General features: G+C 69.1%; 11 protein-coding genes. 1 reads left to right on the top strand and 10 read right to left on the bottom strand.

The genetic code is table 11. The features are described 5' to 3' along the window. Positions 1-87: 87 nt before the first annotated feature. The 6 genes from AQI70_RS38505 to nrdR all read right to left on the bottom strand — a co-directional run bounded on the left by AQI70_RS38505 (position 88) and on the right by nrdR (position 8,046). Positions 88-2,412: a hypothetical protein gene (locus AQI70_RS38505; RefSeq protein ID WP_062148525.1), complete on the bottom strand. Its 2,325-nt coding sequence runs from the start codon at positions 2,410-2,412 to the stop codon at positions 88-90. Next, entirely contained in the window at positions 2,409-2,735 is a 327-nt protein-coding gene (locus AQI70_RS13900; protein ID WP_062148521.1) for a helix-turn-helix domain-containing protein, read from the bottom strand. Before AQI70_RS13900 ends, AQI70_RS38505 begins: the two co-directional genes overlap by 4 nt. After that, positions 2,732-3,820 (bottom strand): tyrosine-type recombinase/integrase, encoded by a 1,089-nt coding sequence (locus AQI70_RS13895; RefSeq protein ID WP_208607362.1) that lies wholly within the window; start codon positions 3,818-3,820, stop codon positions 2,732-2,734. Before AQI70_RS13895 ends, AQI70_RS13900 begins: the two co-directional genes overlap by 4 nt. 138 nt (positions 3,821-3,958) lie before the next feature. Continuing rightward, positions 3,959-4,102 (bottom strand): hypothetical protein, encoded by a 144-nt coding sequence (locus AQI70_RS39615; RefSeq protein WP_167358901.1) that lies wholly within the window; start codon positions 4,100-4,102, stop codon positions 3,959-3,961. Positions 4,103-4,429: 327 nt separating this feature from the next. Continuing rightward, positions 4,430-7,312, bottom strand: coding sequence for a vitamin B12-dependent ribonucleotide reductase (locus AQI70_RS13890; protein WP_062148515.1), 2,883 nt, complete (start codon positions 7,310-7,312; stop codon positions 4,430-4,432). A gap of 164 nt (positions 7,313-7,476) precedes the next feature. Continuing rightward, positions 7,477-8,046 carry a transcriptional regulator NrdR gene (gene nrdR / locus AQI70_RS13885; RefSeq protein ID WP_003997357.1) on the bottom strand — a complete coding sequence of 190 codons (570 nt, stop codon included), beginning with the start codon at positions 8,044-8,046 and terminating at the stop codon, positions 7,477-7,479. Positions 8,047-8,610: 564 nt separating this feature from the next. Here nrdR and lexA point away from each other — a divergent pair. Beyond that, complete coding sequence (gene lexA / locus AQI70_RS13880; protein WP_003997358.1) at positions 8,611-9,390, top strand: transcriptional repressor LexA; 780 nt, start codon at positions 8,611-8,613, stop codon at positions 9,388-9,390. A 215-nt stretch (positions 9,391-9,605) separates the two neighbouring features. Here lexA and AQI70_RS13875 read toward each other — a convergent pair whose 3' ends face one another. The 4 genes from AQI70_RS13875 to AQI70_RS13860 form a co-directional block, all read right to left on the bottom strand. Then, on the bottom strand, positions 9,606-11,588 hold the full coding sequence (locus tag AQI70_RS13875) for an ATP-dependent DNA helicase (RefSeq protein ID WP_062148512.1): 1,983 nt from the start codon (positions 11,586-11,588) through the stop codon (positions 9,606-9,608). 542 nt (positions 11,589-12,130) lie between these two features. Next, positions 12,131-12,952: a GNAT family N-acetyltransferase gene (locus AQI70_RS13870; protein WP_062148509.1), complete on the bottom strand. Its 822-nt coding sequence runs from the start codon at positions 12,950-12,952 to the stop codon at positions 12,131-12,133. A gap of 38 nt (positions 12,953-12,990) precedes the next feature. Beyond that, on the bottom strand, positions 12,991-14,910 hold the full coding sequence (locus tag AQI70_RS13865; RefSeq protein ID WP_062148506.1) for an IucA/IucC family protein: 1,920 nt from the start codon (positions 14,908-14,910) through the stop codon (positions 12,991-12,993). A 536-nt stretch (positions 14,911-15,446) separates the two neighbouring features. Next, positions 15,447-17,126 carry a diaminobutyrate--2-oxoglutarate transaminase family protein gene (locus AQI70_RS13860; protein WP_062148503.1) on the bottom strand — a complete coding sequence of 560 codons (1,680 nt, stop codon included), beginning with the start codon at positions 17,124-17,126 and terminating at the stop codon, positions 15,447-15,449. Positions 17,127-17,399: the final 273 nt, after the last annotated feature.

Genomic DNA, 17,399 nt, shown 5'->3' with positions numbered 1-17,399 from the left:
GCCCCTCCTTGTGGACCTTCCGTCAGGCCCTTCAAGGCCTGTCCGCGGGCGGGGCCAAGCCCCGCCCGGCGTACTGGCGCAGACCACTTATTTCTGCGGCGTCGTATTCCTCTCCTGGCGAAGGCTCGCAGCACGGGCGGCGAGGTAGTCGGCCCAGGAGGTCTTGGCGAACCCCGCCCAGCGAACTGCGGTGTTGGGGTGGAGACCGAGGATGCTCGCGAGGACTGGTGCGGGCAGGTCGCCGGCGAGTGCGACCAGAGCTGCGTTTCGAGCGGGCCTTGTGTCGATGCCTTGGGACAGAAGCTTCGAGCTGAGGCCTGTCTGCGATGTGGGGCGGCCGGGGACGAGGCCGGGGAAGAGCCATGGCTCGCCGCGGTTGGTGCGGGTGAGGGCGGCCCGGGTGTGGGGTGCTTCGGCCAGCTGGTGGAGGAGTCTGGCGAGCCGGGGCGGCAGCAGGATCGGGTGCCGGTCGACGGTGAGGTAGCTGTTGCCGTTGCGGCGGGTGAGTTGGGTCGCAGTGAGGTGCCGGACGTGGGACGCGTGCAGCCCGAAGAGCAGGATCAGTGCGCCGGCGGCCCGGATGTCCAGAGCCATGGCGGAGTCGGTCAGGCACCGTTTCAGCAGCTGCCAGCGGCCGTCTTCGTCCATCAGCCGGCTGGGCTGCTGACGCGGAATGGAAGGGACCGTGAGCTTGCAGGTGAGGCCGCGGCCGGTGGTCCAGGACAGGAAGTAGCGGATCGCGTAGGTGCGGGTGTTGCCCGCGTCCAGCCATCGGTCGAGGTGGTCTTGCCGAAGTCCGCCCAGGTCGAGGCCATGTTCGTCCAGCCAGGCGAGGAACTCCAGAGCGACCAGGACCCGGGTTCGGAGGAACGAGCCCGGCTCCGCCGGGCGGCGACGCTGGGTGGCGCGTCGTCGGGCCCGTCGCAGCAAGTGCCAGTGCGCGTAGGGGCGGACCAGCTGGACGTGGCCGGCGGGACGGTCAGCCAGGACGGTGTCCAGCCAGGCGGGGATTCGGTCGAGTTCCTCATCTCGCCATGGGAGGGCGCCGAGGTGCACGAGGGTGTGGCGGACGTAGTGCAGGTGTCGGCTGGGCGGGAGCTGATCGAGCCGCTGGTGGGTGATCGGTTCGCCCGAGGCGGCCAAGCTGGCGAAGAGGGCGGCGTTCGGGCTGTGCGTGAGCCAGTGCAGGATGCCGCGGGGCCGCTCGGCCAGGGCGAGAGTCTCCCGCAGCGGCTGTAGCGGTGCTGGGATGTGCCCGGCGGGGCCAGCCAGCAGCTGCTGGAGGCGGGCGGTGAGGACGCAGCGGGCGCATTGGGCGTCGGCGTAGGTTCGGCCGCCGAGCCCGCAGGTGCGACAGGTGTAGTCGAAGGCGGTGCCCGAGCAGGCTCCGCAAATCCTGGTGCCGTCCTCGGCGATGCCGATCAGCGGCTGGTGGCGGCCGCAGCCGGTGCAGGTCGCGGGCGCATCCAGCACGACGGTGTAGCAGGTCGAGCAGACCGGGCCGATCGGCCAGCGGGTGTGGACTCGGCGGGTCCGACCGCAGCGGCAGCATTCCTGGGTCAGCCTCGGGCGACAGCTTCGGCAGGCCCAGGCGCCGTCCGTCCCGCGGTGGCAGGGGCAGGCTTTCCCGCAGATGGAGCAGGTTTTGACGGGCCCGCTGTAGCAGTCTTCGCAGATGTCCGGCCGCGAGCCGGTGGCCCGACGAGCGATGCGTCGGACTTGTCCGCAACGGCCGCATTCCCGGACCGGCTTCTGCTGCCGGTGGTGGCAGGACGCGCAGAGCGCCCCGTCCGGGCCGTTCGACTTGGCCGGTCCAACGGTGCCGCAGCTCACGCAGGTGTGCTGGGGGCCGACCCAGCAGGACACGCAGAGCGGGGAGTTGTCCGGGCGGCGGGTAACCGGCATGCGGAGTTGGCCGCAGACGGCGCATTCCTCGACGACGTCCGCGTCGACGCGGTAGCAGGAGTAGCAGATGAGGCCCTCGGCTCGGCGGGCGGCGAGCCGGGTGTCGGTGCGACCGCACCGGTCGCAGGTGCCCTTGCTGCTGCGGGCCGAGCAGTTGATGCAGAGGCGCCCGTTGGGGCCGAGCCGTGGGAGGTCCAGGTTGGATCTTCCGCAGTCGGTGCAGGCCGGTCGGACTACGGCTGTGTGTCCCGCAGTATGCAGGATCTTGGCGAGGCGGACGACGACAGGCGGGCAGTGGGCTTCGCCGGAGATCAGGGCCGTGGGGTGGTCGGTGAGGTGCTGGTCGAGGTCGCGGAGCGGGATGCCCCGGGCGGCATGTGCCTCGGAGACGGCCTGGACGGCTTCCGCCCGGTCGAGGTGGGGCAGCGAGGCGGTGAGCACGGTGATCACGCGGTCCAGGGCGGCCTGTCGCTGTTCGGCTCGACGGCGGTCGCGAGCCTTGGTCATAGTCCCTCGGGGCGACGAATCGTGGTCCGGCGGGCGGCCGGCAGCGGCCGGACCGGTGCTTCGTCCGCGGTCTTGCGGATCTCCTCGTTGACGACCCGGACCTCGATGAGGTCGCCGGGCTGGCAGCTGAGGATGTCGCAGAGGGCCGCGAGGGTGTCCATCGACAGCCGCTGTGGGGGCTGGGTGACCAGGCGGAATACCTGTTCCCGGGACAGGGTGATGCCTCGCTCGGCGAGTGGGCCGACCAAATCAGTTGTCTGGAACATCTGCCGGGTGGCCATGATCTGCCGCAGGTGCCACTGGTAGCCCATCTTCTTGATCACGTGTCGTCGTCCTCCCAGAGCTCGGCGTGCCGTTCCTTCAACATCCGCTGAAGCAACCGGTTGCGGTACTCGTCCGAGACGCCGGTGTAGATCGCGGTGGTGCTGGCGTAGGCGTGGCCGACCTGGTCCTGGACGAACCGCTCGGGGTAGCCGAACTCAACGAGATGCGTGACGTAGCTGTGGCGAAGCCCGTGCAAGTCGAGTTCTTCGGGCAGGTCTGCAGCTTTGCGGGCGGTCTCGAAGGCTTCGTCCAGGCGGCGGGTGGACATCCGGCCCCGGCGTTCGGTGATCCAGAGGGCGGGGTGCTTTCCTGGGGAGAAGGCCGGGCGGACCTCCTCCAGGTACTGGTCAAGGAGGTCGACGCTCCAGTCCAGTTCGGGGACGGTCAAGACGGTGCGGCGCTTGGGCGGGCCTCCCTTGGAGGACTTTCCGTAGCGTACGAACAGGCCGCCAAACCGGCCGTACTGCGGCATCTTCGGATTCCGCCGTAGGTCAGCCAGGTCCAGCCCGCAGGCTTCCTGACGGCGGAGCCCGTAGGCGTAGACGGTTTTGAGGAGGATCGCGTCCCGAAGGGCAGCAAGTGAGCCCTTGCGACGCCGGGCCCGGATCTCGGCGACCCGTGCGTCAGCCGCGTCGAACAGAGCCTGAACCTCGTCGTAGGTCAGTGGGCGCCGACCGGCGTCGCCCTCGTATTCGCTGCTGTGGGTGACCGTGTTCCACTCGTGCAGGATCTGCACGGGCGCCTGGCCGAAGCGTTCCAGACAGCGCACGGGCCAGCCGTAGCGAGCGTCGGTGGCGTACTCGCAGAACATCCGGAGCGCGTTCTGGTAGTTCCGCCCGGTGGACACGGCGAACTTCTTGCGCCGCGACCTTAGGTGGTCGATGAACGCCTCGACTTCGGCAGGCTCCCACTGCCAGGGGTACTGGTTAGTGAACTCCGCGAACCGCCGCACCACGGACAGCCGCGGCTTGATCGTCCCGACCTCGTCCAGGAACCGGGTCCTTTGCTGCCGGGCCCAGCCGTCCAGCATCGCCTCGAAAACCGCTGGCTCCGGTTCCAGATGCACGACGCCGTCGGCCAGCATCAGGTGCGCGGCACCTGGCAGATCCACCCCTCGACTCACGATGCATTCAACGCAACATCGTTGAATCGGTTACGGCGGCGTGCCTGGCCAGCGGAAACGAGGCTGGCCGCCCCGGGTGTAGGCCCGGGACGGCCAGTATCACTTCTTCTTGGTCTTGCCGGTCTTCGTCTGCGACAAGGCGCTGGCCGCCACAGACTTCTGCGCCGGGGTCGACTTCGGGCTGGTCAGCTGCTTGCTGGCCTTCGCGGCGACCTTCTTGCTGGTCTGACGCTTGTTCGTCATGTTCATCACTCCCTTCCTGGTTGCTTTTGCACCGCAGACCAGGACGTGATGTCATGCAGGTTCCTACACGCGCAGGACATTACGTTCCTGACTGCAACGACCGCCCGGCCCCCTACAAGGCTGGGCGTTCGTCATTCCAGGGGCTTGCACCCCCGGAACGATCTCTTCTCGCGCCTTCGGCGCGATGCGTGTTCTCAGAACGCAATCGTGGTGTACCAACTGCGGAAAGGGAGGGCGTCAGCCCAGGGCTGACGCCCCTCCCTCACAGAGATCACGCTTCAGGTTCAGCTACGTCGGGTGTTGCATCCGACGCAATTCCGCCCGGTATCAGCTGCAGCCGCTGGTCGAGCCGCAGCCCTCGCAGATGTAGCAGGAGCCGGCCCGCTGCATCTTCGTGCCGCAGGAGAAGCACAGCGGGGCGTCGGCCTGGATGCCGAGCTGCATCTCCACCAGTTCGGCGCTGGTGTGGGCCTGCTGCGGAGCGGGCTTGGCAGCCTCGGCCTCGGCCTTCGGAGTGGCGACGGCCTTCAGCTCCTGGGCGCGCGGCGCCGACTGGGCCAGGCCCTCTACGTCGACCTCGTCCTCGGCGGGCTCGTACGAACCCGTCTCCAGGTGACGCTGGCGCTCCTCGGCGGAGTGGATGCCGAGCGCGGAGCGCGTCTCGAAGGGCAGGAAGTCGAGCGCCAGGCGGCGGAAGATGTAGTCGACGATCGACTGGGCCATCCGCACGTCCGGGTCGTCCGTCATGCCGGCCGGCTCGAAGCGCATGTTCGTGAACTTCGAGACGTACGTCTCCAGCGGCACGCCGTACTGCAGACCCACCGAGACGGCGATCGAGAAGGCGTCCATCATGCCCGCGAGCGTCGAGCCCTGCTTGGACATCTTCAGGAAGACCTCGCCGAGACCGTCGTCCGGGTAGGAGTTGGCGGTCATGTAGCCCTCGGCGCCACCGACCGTGAAGGACGTGGTGATGCCGGGGCGGCCCTTCGGGAGGCGCTTGCGGACCGGGCGGTACTCGACGACCTTCTCGACCTTGGGCTCGACGGCCGCAGGCTCCTCGGCCTTCTCCTTCTCCTTGGTCTTGGCGGAGAGCGGCTGGCCGACCTTGCAGTTGTCGCGGTAGATGGCGAGCGCCTTGACGCCCATCTTCCAGGCCTCGAAGTAGATCTCCTCGACCTCCTCGACGGTCGCCGACTCCGGCATGTTGACCGTCTTGGACAGGGCGCCGGAGATCCACGGCTGGATCGCGGCCATCATGCGGACGTGGCCCATCGGGGAGATGGCGCGCTCGCCCATGGCGCAGTCGAACACCTCGTAGTGCTCGTGCTTGAGGCCGGGGGCGTCGATCACATTGCCGTGCTCGGCGATGTGGGCGACGATCGCCTCGATCTGCTCCTCCTGGTAGCCCAGGCGGCGCAGGGCCTGCGGAACGGTGCCGTTGACGATCTGCATCGAGCCGCCGCCGACCAGCTTCTTGAACTTGACCAGGGCGAGGTCGGGCTCCAGGCCGGTGGTGTCGCAGGACATCGCGAGACCGATGGTGCCGGTCGGGGCGATGACGGACGCCTGGGAGTTACGGAAACCGTTCTTCTCACCGAGGCGCAGAACGTCCTGCCAGGCCTCCGTGGCGGCGGCCCAGACCGGCGTGTCCAGGTCGTCCATGCGGACGGCCTTGTCGTTGGCGTCGGCGTGCTGCTTCATCACACGAAGGTGCGGCTGCGCGTTGCGGGCGTAGCCGTCGTACGGGCCGACGACCGCGGCGAGTTCGGCGGAGCGGCGGTACGACGTGCCGGTCATCAGGGAGGTGATGGCACCGGCGAGGGCACGGCCGCCGTCCGAGTCGTACGCGTGGCCGGTCGCCATCAGCAGGGCGCCGAGGTTGGCGTAGCCGATGCCGAGCTGGCGGAACGCGCGCGTGTTCTCACCGATCTTCTGCGTCGGGAAGTCCGCGAAGCAGATGGAGATGTCCATCGCGGTGATGACGAGCTCGACGACCTTCGCGAAGCGCTCGACGTCGAAGGACTGGTTGCCCTTGCTGTCGTCCTTCAGGAACTTCATCAGGTTCAGCGAGGCGAGGTTGCAGGACGTGTTGTCCAGGTGCATGTACTCGCTGCAGGGGTTCGAGCCGTTGATACGGCCGGACTCCGGGCAGGTGTGCCAGTGGTTGATGGTGTCGTCGTACTGGATGCCGGGGTCGGCGCAGGCCCAGGCGGCCTCGGCCATCTTGCGGAACAGGGCCTTGGCGTCGACCTCCTCGATGACCTCGCCGGTCATCCGCGCGCGCAGGCCGAACTTGCCGCCGGACTCGACCGCCTTCATGAACTCGTCGTTCACGCGGACCGAGTTGTTGGCGTTCTGGTACTGGACGGAAGTGATGTCCTCGCCGCCGAGGTCCATGTCGAAGCCCGCGTCGCGCAGGGCGCGGATCTTCTCCTCTTCCTTGACCTTGGTCTCGATGAAGTCCTCGATGTCGGGGTGGTCGACGTCGAGGATGACCATCTTGGCGGCCCGGCGGGTGGCGCCGCCGGACTTGATCGTCCCTGCGGAGGCGTCGGCGCCGCGCATGAAGGAGACGGGGCCGGAGGCGTTGCCGCCGGAGGACAGCAGCTCCTTGGAGGAGCGGATGCGGGAGAGGTTCAGGCCGGCGCCGGAGCCGCCCTTGAAGATCATGCCCTCTTCCTTGTACCAGTCGAGGATCGACTCCATGGAGTCGTCGACGGACAGGATGAAGCAGGCGGAGACCTGCTGCGGCTGGGGCGTGCCGACGTTGAACCAGACAGGGCTGTTGAAGCTGAAGATCTGGTGCAGGAGGGCGTAGGCCAGCTCGTGCTCGAAGATCTCGGCGTCGGCGGGCGAGGCGAAGTACTTGTAGTCCTCGCCGGCCTTCCGGTACGTCTTCACGATGCGGTCGATGAGCTGCTTCAGGCTCACCTCGCGCTGCGGGGTGCCGACGGCACCGCGGAAGTACTTGCTGGTGACGATGTTGACCGCGTTCACCGACCAGAAGTCGGGGAACTCCACGCCGCGCTGCTCGAAGTTGACCGAGCCGTCGCGCCAGTTGGTCATGACGACGTCACGGCGCTCCCAGGCCACCTCGTCATACGGGTGTACGCCGGGGGTGGTGTGGATGCGCTCGATACGCAGTCCCTTGGCCGCCTTGGTGCCCTTGGCGCGGGAACTCCGTGCCGGACCGCTCGCCGTCTCTGTCATGCCGCCTCCCTGTACGGGCTAAAACGCCCTGAAGTGCCCCGATGTTCCCCGTGGCACGGTGTTCTGTCTGGTGCTGCGGGCACCCTCTGATCGCCACCCGCAACAGGTCTTCTGTCGCCGCCCTCGGCCGGATCCGCAGTCCGAAGACCGGTTCCGGCCCGCCCTCAGTCGGCGGCGCTGGCGGGCACGGGGACTTGTGCAGTCCCTCCGGACCCGCGGTCGTCTTCCTGGCTCCCCGCGACTGCGCCTGCGTCGTCCTCGCGGTCGTCGTCGTCCGCGGCGGGGTGTCCCGTCGTCTCCCTGAGCTCCGCGATCGCGGCCTCGAAGTCCTCGAGCGAGTCGAACGCCCGGTAGACGGAGGCGAATCGCAGATAGGCGACGAGGTCGAGCTCCTGCAACGGGCCGAGTATGGCCAGCCCCACGTCGTGGGTGGTCAGCTCGGCGCTTCCGGTGGCCCGCACCGCCTCCTCGACCCGTTGGCCGAGCTGGGCGAGCGCGTCCTCGGTGACAGGCCGTCCCTGGCATGCCTTGCGCACGCCATTGATGACCTTGGTACGGCTGAACGGCTCGGTGACTCCGGACCGCTTGACCACCATCAGTGAGCACGTCTCCACGGTCGTGAAACGACGGGAGCAGTCCGGACACTGGCGGCGCCTGCGGATCGACGTGCCGTCGTCGGTCGTACGGCTGTCGACGACGCGACTGTCGGGGTGCCTGCAGAAGGGGCAGTGCATTACTCCCAACCTCCTCACAGCAGACTCAACAGCCTCGCTGGGCCTCACGGGCCCCTCGAAGCAGCCCCAAGCATAGGCGATCTCCGAGCGTCCGAAGACCGGGGGGACCACAACTTCTGGGCTGCTGCCGCAATCCAACCACTAGATGTGGGGATTGGCTCATACACGCACGCCTTACGCGCGTGTCGCGCAGGTATCGGCGTGCGCCCTACGCGTACGTCGGCGCCGCGCACCCATGGACGCACAGCCGTATCGCTACGGCACATACGGAGATACCGTGAGCGCCGCACGGAGGCGACGTGGGACTCCCGCACAGAGTGGGGGTCGGTTCCCGGTTGCGGTGATGCCGGATGGCAGACTGGGGCAACAACCCACGAGGTCGTCACTCCGGCGGTGAAGAGTACAACAATGGGCCCTTTTGCCCGCCGGAGAGCGCGTTAGCCATACACCCAGACACATGATCGCGGTAGGCGATTCGCGATTTTTCACTCGAACGTGTGTTTGGCGCAACCTTTCGAAAGCAACTACCGTTGTGCAGCAGGGAGACCATCGAGAGGGGCCGACGTGACCACCACCGCAGACAGTGCCACCATCACTGCCCAGGACCGCTCCCAGGGCCGACTCGAGCCGGTGCATGCGATGAACGAAGCCATGAATCCCGAGGGACACAAGCGCTCCCTGCCGGGCCGACCTCCGGGCATCCGGGCGGACAGTTCAGGGCTGACCGACCGGCAGCGCCGCGTGATCGAGGTCATTAGGGATTCCGTCCAGCGGCGTGGCTATCCGCCGTCGATGCGGGAGATCGGCCAGGCTGTCGGCCTGTCCAGCACCTCCTCCGTCGCACACCAGCTGATGGCACTGGAGCGCAAGGGCTTCCTCCGTCGCGACCCCCACCGCCCGCGCGCGTACGAGGTGCGCGGGTCCGACCAGGCCGCCTCGGTGCAGCCCACGGACACCACCGGCAAGCCCGCCGCGTCGTACGTTCCGCTGGTCGGCCGCATCGCCGCCGGTGGCCCGATCCTCGCGGAGGAGTCGGTCGAGGATGTCTTCCCTCTCCCCCGGCAGCTGGTCGGCGACGGCGAGCTCTTCGTGCTGAAGGTCGTCGGTGACTCGATGATCGAGGCCGCGATCTGCGACGGCGACTGGGTCACGGTCCGTCGCCAGCCGGTCGCCGAGAACGGCGACATCGTCGCCGCGATGCTCGACGGCGAGGCCACCGTCAAGCGCTTCAAGCGCGAGGACGGCCACGTCTGGCTCCTCCCGCACAACTCTGCGTACGAGCCGATCCCCGGCGACGACGCAACCATCCTGGGCAAGGTGGTGGCAGTGCTGCGGCGCGTGTGACGGCTGCGGCGGGCGAAGCCGCAAGGCGTCGCCCCCTGACCGGGCCCCGGGACCCCTGCGCCGGTTCCGGGGCCCTGTGCTGTTCTGGGTCCGGCCCTGTGCCGTTCTGGGTCCCGCATTGCGCGGCGCATAACGTCCTCGCGGGACCCGACGTCATCGTTTTCCAGGTCGGGGGTTGGCCTGTCGCGGCACCGCGACAGGCCGACCCTCGATCACTACGGCTGCTCCGCTTCTGCCTTCTTCGCCACCGCATCGATCGCGGCCAGCGACTTACGCACCTGGTTACGGTCCGTCGTGTACCAGAAGTCGGGCAGTGACGCCTTCAGATAGCTCCCGTACCGGGCCGTGGCCAGCCGCTGGTCCAGTACGGCGACCACGCCACGGTCCCCCGACGCCCGTACGAGGCGGCCAGCGCCCTGGGCCATCAGCAGCGCGGCGTGGGTGGCTGCGACCGCCATGAAGCCGTTGCCGCCGGCTTCCTCCACCGCCTTCTGGCGGGCGCTCATCAGTGGATCGTCCGGGCGAGGGAACGGGATCTTGTCCATGACGACCAGCTGACAGCTGGGACCGGGCACATCGACGCCCTGCCAGAGAGACAACGTGCCGAACAGGCAGGTCTTCGGGTCGGCCGCGAAGTTCTTGATCAACTCACCGAGTGTCTCCTCGCCCTGCAGGAGGATCGGGAACTCGGGGATGCGGGAGCGCAGCTCCTCGGCGGCCAGCTGGGCGGCCCGCATCGAGGAGAACAGGCCGAGCGTTCGGCCGCCGGCCGCCTGGATCAGTTCGGTCAGCTCGTCGAGCATGTCCACGCGGTCGCCGTCCCGCGCGGGGCGCGACAGATGCTTGGCGACGTACAGGATGCCCTGCTTGCGGTAATCGAAAGGCGAGCCGACATCCACCCCCTTCCACTGCGGGAGATCGTCGCCCTCCGTGCCCTCGGGGGCGAGTCCCAGGGACGCGCCGACGCCATTGAAGTCGCCCCCCAGCTTCAGGGTCGCGGAGGTCAGGACGACGGAGCGGTCCGCGAAGAGCTTCTCCCTCAAGAGGCCCGACACGGACATGGGGGCGACGCGCAGGGAGGCGCCGAAACGGTCGTGACGCTCGTACCAGACGACGTCCCACTCGGAGCCGTTCGTGATCCGCTCCGCCACGTCGTGCACCGTCTCAACCGAGGCCAGTGCCTGCTTGCGGACCGCGTCCTCGTCCTGGACGGACTTGTCGCGGGTCGCGCCGATCGCGGAGATGACCGTCCGGCAGGCGTCGCGCAGCGCCATCAGCGCGTAGGAGAGATCCTCCGGGATCTCCTCCAGGCGGCCCGGCAGGGCCAGCTCCATCAGCCGTTCAAAGCCCTCGGCGGCGGTCTGTAGCTGGTCGGCGGCCTTCTCGTTGACGAGCTTCGCGGCGCGCCGCACCGCGCGGTTGACCTGGCCGGGAGTGAGCTCGCCGGTGGCGACTCCGGTGACCCGGGAGACAAGTTCGTGCGCCTCGTCGACGATCAGGACCTCGTGTTGCGGGAGGACGGGGGCGCCCTCGATGGCGTCGATCGCGAGCAGCGCGTGGTTGGTGACGACGACCTCCGCGAGCTTGGCCCGCTCACGGGCCATCTCGGCGAAGCATTCGGCACCGTACGCACACTTCGAAGCGCCCAGGCATTCCCGGGACGACACCGAGACCTGGGCCCAGGCCCGGTCGGACACACCGGGCGTCAGGCCGTCGCGATCGCCCGTCTCCGTCTCGTCCGCCCAGTCACGCAGGCGCAGCAGGTCCTGCCCCAGCTTGCTGGTGGGAGCCGCCGCCTCGAACTGGTCGAAGAGGCCCTCCTCCTCGTCCTGCGGCATGCCCTCGTGCAAGCGGTGCAGGCACAAGTAGTTCGACCTGCCCTTGAGCATCGCGAACTCGGGGCGACGGCGCAGCAGCGGGTGCAGTGCCTCGACGGTGCGCGGCAGGTCACGCTCCACGAGCTGGCGCTGCAGGGCCAGGGTGGCCGTCGCCACGACGACCCGCTCCCCGTGCGCGAGTGCGGGCACGAGGTAACCCAGCGACTTACCGGTGCCGGTGCCGGCCTGGACCAGCAGATGGGAGCCGCCGTCGATCGCCTCTGCGACGGACTCGGCCATGGTCACCTGGCCGGGGCGCTCCGTACCGCCGACGGCAGTGACGGCAGCATGCAGGAGTTCGGGGAGTGAGGGCTCTGTCATAGCGCGACCACCCTACGGCCCGGCACTGACAAACGGGCGATCACGGTGGGGAGGAGGGGTGGGATCAAGACCTGGGGTTCCTCGGGTGTGGATCGGTTCGGGTCGGGTGCGTGCGAGTGCGTGCGAGATCGGTCGATTTGAGGTCAGGTGCGATTCGGGTGGGGTCGAGGCCCGGTTCGGACGTGGTCGGAGGGTTCGGGTGCTTGAGTGCCTCTGAGGGGGCCGTGGCGATTCGGGGACTTGAGTGCGTGCTTCGACGGGGCCGTGGGCAGTCGGGACCTGAGGGCTTCGGACTAGGCCGTGGCCATTCCGATGCGAAGGGCGCGCCCCGGGTCTGGACCGGGTCGCCGAGTGCGGACAGCGGGCCGGTTGTGCGGGGACGGCTGGGATCGGCCCTGCTCACCCATGTACCTCCAGCCATCGACGCGGTCACGGAAGAGAGGCGGAAGAGAGATCGACTGGGCCTGAATTCGCATCCATCGGAAGTGGGAACCGGATCGACCCGAGCGGTGTACCAAAAGTGACGACGCTACGACACGGCGTCACAGCAGATGGCGCAGGCTCCGCTCTCTGAGCATGAGAGCAGCCCGCTTGGCAGGCAGGTCGATCTCAGCGGCGAACCGGAATCCGGCGCTGAGGAAGGCAGCGACAGAAGGGGTGTTGCGAATGTCGGGTTCGGCGACGATGCGAGCGCAGGCGGGCCGTTTGTGGAGGGCGAGGTCGGCGACGGCTCGGAGAAGGGTGCCACCGAGTCTTTGCCCACGATCGCCGACGGGCCCGATGAGGAGATGGAGTCCTGTGTCATGGGGCCGAGCCGGATAGTGCCGGGCCAGTGGGTCGAGGTCGGCTCGGTAGATCTCCCAGTAGCTCATCGGCACGCCCTCCAGCAGGCCCAGACAGGGGAGGCTGCGTCCGTCACCGGTGAGCTGGGACCGCAGGTGCTCCTCGGTCGCGGTCCGGGGTCCGGCGAGCCCCCAGAACGCGGCGACGGCGGGGTCGTTCATCCAGCGACTGATGATCGGCAGGTCTCGTTCGATGCGCACGGGGACGAGGTGAAGCACTCCCGCAGCGGTGCTGATCGGCCCCCAGTCGGCGACGTGGTCCAGCAGATCGTCGTAGATGGGAAGGGCGGATACCGGTGCGGCCGGGCCTGAGCCCGGACTGCGCTCTCCACCGGCATCGGCGTCCTCCGCGAAGAGCGCGACGAGTTCGTCGGGCAGGCGCAGGTCCAGCGTGTCCTCGCTGTCTGTTCCCGCGCCGGCTACCCGGTCGATACGGCTCTCACGAGCACGCGGGCGAGTGCCAGTGCCGATTTCGACAGCGGGGGCGGTGGGGGCGTTGGCGCTCGCGTCGGTGGGAGGCACGCGACGCTCCTCTCAGGAGGCGGTGTGGGGCATGTTCCTCAGAGATGAAGGGGGTTGGCGATGGTGACGTAGACGGACTGGGTGTCGACCGGGCCGACGAGTTCATCGAGGCCGTGCAGCCGGGTCAGAAGATTGGCCTTGCAGCGCAGGACCGGTGAGTCGAGCAGGTAGGCAGGGAGCGGCGTGCGCAGCCGGGCCGGGCCGCAGGCCACATCGCGGAGGAAGCGGCGGAAGGCGGCAAGCAGCAGTTGTTCGTCCGCGAGACGCTGCGAGCCGAGCGCACCGATGAGGCCGAGCACGTTGTTGATCGCGAGGTAGTAGGCGAAGCGCTCGTCGGCGACCTCGTCCGAGACGAAGGTGTCGCTGCGCTCGCCGATGCCGGGCAGTCGGGCGTCGAGTTCCGCGCGCCGGGACTCACGGAAGTAATAGCCCTGGTTGTCACGGTAACGACCACCCGAAGGCCAGCCGTCGCCGTCCAGCAGGAGCAAGGTGTTCTGCTGGTGTGCCTCCAAAGCGATTCCCGCCTCGGCATCCAGCCACAGCACTGGGCGGACGACCTGTTCGAGGTAGCGCAGGAACCACTCGGCGGCAACCGCACCCCGGGGGCGGCCCGTTCGGGCGGCGAGACCCGTGACCAACTCGACCAGACGGGACGACAGGGGCTGCCTGTCCAACCGGGGCCGGCCCGTGACGGCGCCGGGTCGGGCGTGGGGGCGGGGCGAGACGAGTCCGGCTACACAGGAGACATCGTCGGCAGGCCGGAACGGGTTGTGCCGGATCATCACGTCGAGGCCAGACATCGGAGCGCCGTCCGGCCCGTCGACGGCGAGCCAGGCCGGGTCGCGAACGATGTCGAATCCCGGATGGGCGTCCTGCCACTGCGTGGCGAGGCCACTCCGCAGGAGTCGGTGGACCTCGACGCCGCGGTGCAGCTCCTTGCGGAGATTCTCGCGCCGGGAGTTGGTGATGCGCAGGCCCAGCGACAGTTTGAGCATGACATTGGTGTCGGGCCTGTGGACGGTTCGTACGGAGGAGGTGGGATGCCAAGGGACGCCGTGGGCACCGAGGTCCTGGAGCAGTCCGTCATCGAGCAGGGCAGCGGTCTCGGGACGGTGCCGGACCTCGCGCAGCTGCCAGGGATGCAGGGGAAGGGCGGCGTACCCGTCGGGCAACGGCAGTTCAGGACCGGCCAGGCGAGCGGTGAGCCGGTCGGCGGGGATGACACGGCCGCGTTCGGTCCATGCCGAGTCAGTGGCGAGTAGGGAGGGAGCGACAGCCAGCCAGTGCAAGGAGAAGGAACCGCGCAACTCCGGTGAGTACGAACGCGCTTCGCCCTCGGAGAGACCTTCGCGGCTCTTCGGCGTCGGATGGAGCGGGTGTCCGAGCATGAGCGCCTGCTCGGCTGCGAGGAAGAGGTCAGGGCCATCGGCGGGGTGTTCACGACGCTCGCTGATGAAAGTGACGGTTCGTCGGAGGGAGTCGGCGACGCGGGCGACGAGGTCGGATGCCGCAGAGCTTGCCGGGACGGTCGGAGTTGCGGGCGTCAGAGTGGCGGAGGAAGGGGATACGGCGGCGCTGCCAGCCGCCGACGGGTCGGCTGCCGAAGCCGCGGCGGCAGGTGTGCCGCACCCGGAGGTCTCCCTGGTGATCAGTGCGGCGAGAGTGACCGCGTCGATCGGCGGGGACTGGGCGGGCGCGTCAGCCAGGCGCGGGAGGCCGAAGCGGTGCCACCCCGTCGGGGACCAGTAGTGAACCGGGACCAGTAGGGCCGTGCCGGTGGCAGGCAAGGGGACGCGGAGAATCCCGTTGCCCGGTGCGGGAGCGTTGGTCTCGCGCACCCAGCAGCGGAGCAGGTTCTCCACGGCGGCGGCCTGGGCAGCGGTGTGCGGGTCGGGATGCTCCAGGAGGTCGAAGGCGGCACCGCCCAGCTGCTCGGCGTCCGGGGCGCCTGCCTGCATCGGCGCGCGTAGGGGCACCGGCGCACCGGCAACTCCCCGCGCCGACGCGTTCCGCTGCCGCGCACCGCCTCCCTGCACCTCACTTCCTTCGTGGAGCGCGGGCTCCTCCCGCAGCAAGCGCCCCTTCTGCGGGGAGGGGTCAGCCGGTGCTGGGGCACGCTCCGGTCCGCGGGGAGTCGGCGTGGTCGTCGACGCAGATGGCTCCCGTTGGGAGATGTGTGCGTCGGAGGTGCCTCGCGCGCGGGTGTCGGGACGGCCTTCGGGAGCGGAGGTGGTGGTCAAGGCTGGTCCTCTTGAAGTGGTTCTGGCTCGTCCGGCGACGGGCGCCGTACTGCGGTGAGGGTGGGCGTGGGCTTGAAGGGGCCCGCGTTACGAAGGTGCGAGGGAAGGAGGTGTGTCTGTTGGAGACGAGGTTCCGTTGGGGCGTGCTGTGGCGCTCGGGAAGGAGCCGTCACTCGGGATCGGCTCGGTCGACGGACACCGACGCGAGGGCACCGGGCGCGCTGGGTACGGTCGCGCCCTCCTCGGCCGCCGTGTTAGCCCGCCCGGTCGGCGCGGTCGCCGTGCCGCCCGTGGCCGGGGTGCGACTGGTGCATCCGGTCGGGACCTGTGTGACCGCGGGACACCGCGTCCACCGCGTCGGCCAGCCGGTCCAGCACCGCGGCCGCCTGCTCGTCGCTGATGGTCAGTGGCGGAAGCAGCCGCACGACGCTGGAGTGGCGACCGCCGAGTTCGACGATCAGGCCCCGGCGCAGGCACTCACGTTGAATGGCGACCGCGAGTTCGGGGGCAGCGGGACGAGGGTGGCGGTCCGAGTCCTGCACTGCCGGCGCCCCTGCTCCTCGGCCGGGAAGACCGAGCTCCGCCGAGGAGCCGCGCGCAGTCCGGGCAGCGTCGTAACCCGTCGGAGCGCCTGCCGCGCTGCCAGGCAGACCGAGCGCAGCCGAAGCGCCCTTCTCGGCCTTGCCATGAGCGCGCGCGTTCTCCTCCCGCCCAGCCGGCACCCCTCCTGCCCCGTCAATCGCCGCCAGGGCCGTCGGTCGCCCTTCGTCAGGCCCCGGATCCGCCTCTGGCTCGACCACCTCGACCCCGATCATCAGTCCCTTCCCCCGCACATCCCCGATGAACGCGAAATCCCCTGCCAGAGCCCGGAGTTGGGTCAGCATGCGGGAGCCCAGTTCCGCGGCCCGCTCGGCGAGCCGGTTCTCGCGGACGTAGGCGAGCGTCGCCGTGCCGGCGGCCATGGCGAGCTGGTTGCCGCGGAAGGTGCCGGCGTGGGCGCCGGGTTGCCAGGCGTCGAGTTCGTCGCGGTAGACGACGACGGCGAGAGGCAGGCTGCCCCCGATGGCCTTGGAAAGAACCATCACGTCGGGCGTGATGCCGCTGTGCTCCACCGCCCAGAAGGAGCCGGTGCGTCCGACCCCCGTCTGGACCTCGTCGGCGATCAGCGGGATGGAACGCTCGGCCGTGATCTGCCGCATGCGCCGAAGCCAGGCATCCGGCGCCGGGATCACTCCGCCCTCGCCCTGGACGGGTTCGAGGATCATCCCCGCGGGGCGCGGTACGCCCGACTTGGGGTCGTCGAGGACGGACTCGGTCCAGCGGGCGGCGAGTTCGGCGCCGCGTTCACCGCCGACGCCGAAGGGGCAGCGGTAGTCCTGGGGGTAGGGCAGGCGCGCGACCCGTACGTCGAAGGCGCCCCCGGATGCTTCGAGCGCTCCGGCGGTCATCCCGTGGTAGGCACCGCTGAACGCGAGGATTCCGGTTCGCCCGGTGGCGGCCCGGACGAGCTTGAAGGCCGCCTCCACCGCGTCCGTGCCGGCCGGTCCGCAGAACTGCACGCGCGCGTGGTCGGCGAGGCCGGGCGGCAAGGTGTGGAACAGCTCGGTGATGAAGGCGTCCTTCACTGGGGTCGCCAGGTCGAGGACGTGCAGTGGCGCACCGGAGTCGAGAACCCTGCGGATGGCTTCCAGGACCACCGGATGGTTGTGGCCGAGTGCCAATGTCCCGGCGCCGGAGAGACAGTCCAGATAGCGGCGGCCGTCCGCTCCCTCGATGGTCAGCCCACGCGCTCGCACCGGCACGATCGGCAGGGCACGCGCGTAGGTGCGCGCCGCCGACTCGCGCGCCGACTGCCGCCGCAGGATTCCCTCGTGGACGGCGCGCGCCCCCGTCGACTCGGACGTCCCCCCGCGCACAGATTCGGTCACGACCATGGCTCCCTGTCCTCCCGCTGTCCAGGGGCGAGCAGGTCTGTCGCATCCTCGCCCGACCCGACATACGAAGCCCCGCGAGCGTCCACTCGAAACTCCGGGGAACTGGGCACAGGAGACCGCACACAGACAGCAGGCCCCCCACCGCTACCAACCCCGGACCGTTCACCGGGTTACGGGTTGCTTCAAGATCCTTGCCGTGACGGAACCGTTGCCGTTCCGTCGGAAGTCCCCCACAGCGACCGCATAGTGTGTGGTGCCGTCCCAACGCGCCGT

It is taken from the genome of Streptomyces curacoi (genome assembly GCF_001513975.1).
Classification (GTDB): domain Bacteria; phylum Actinomycetota; class Actinomycetes; order Streptomycetales; family Streptomycetaceae; genus Streptomyces; species Streptomyces curacoi.
Note: the sequence above shows the minus strand (reverse complement) of the source record. Positions and strands in the feature narration are given on the sequence as shown.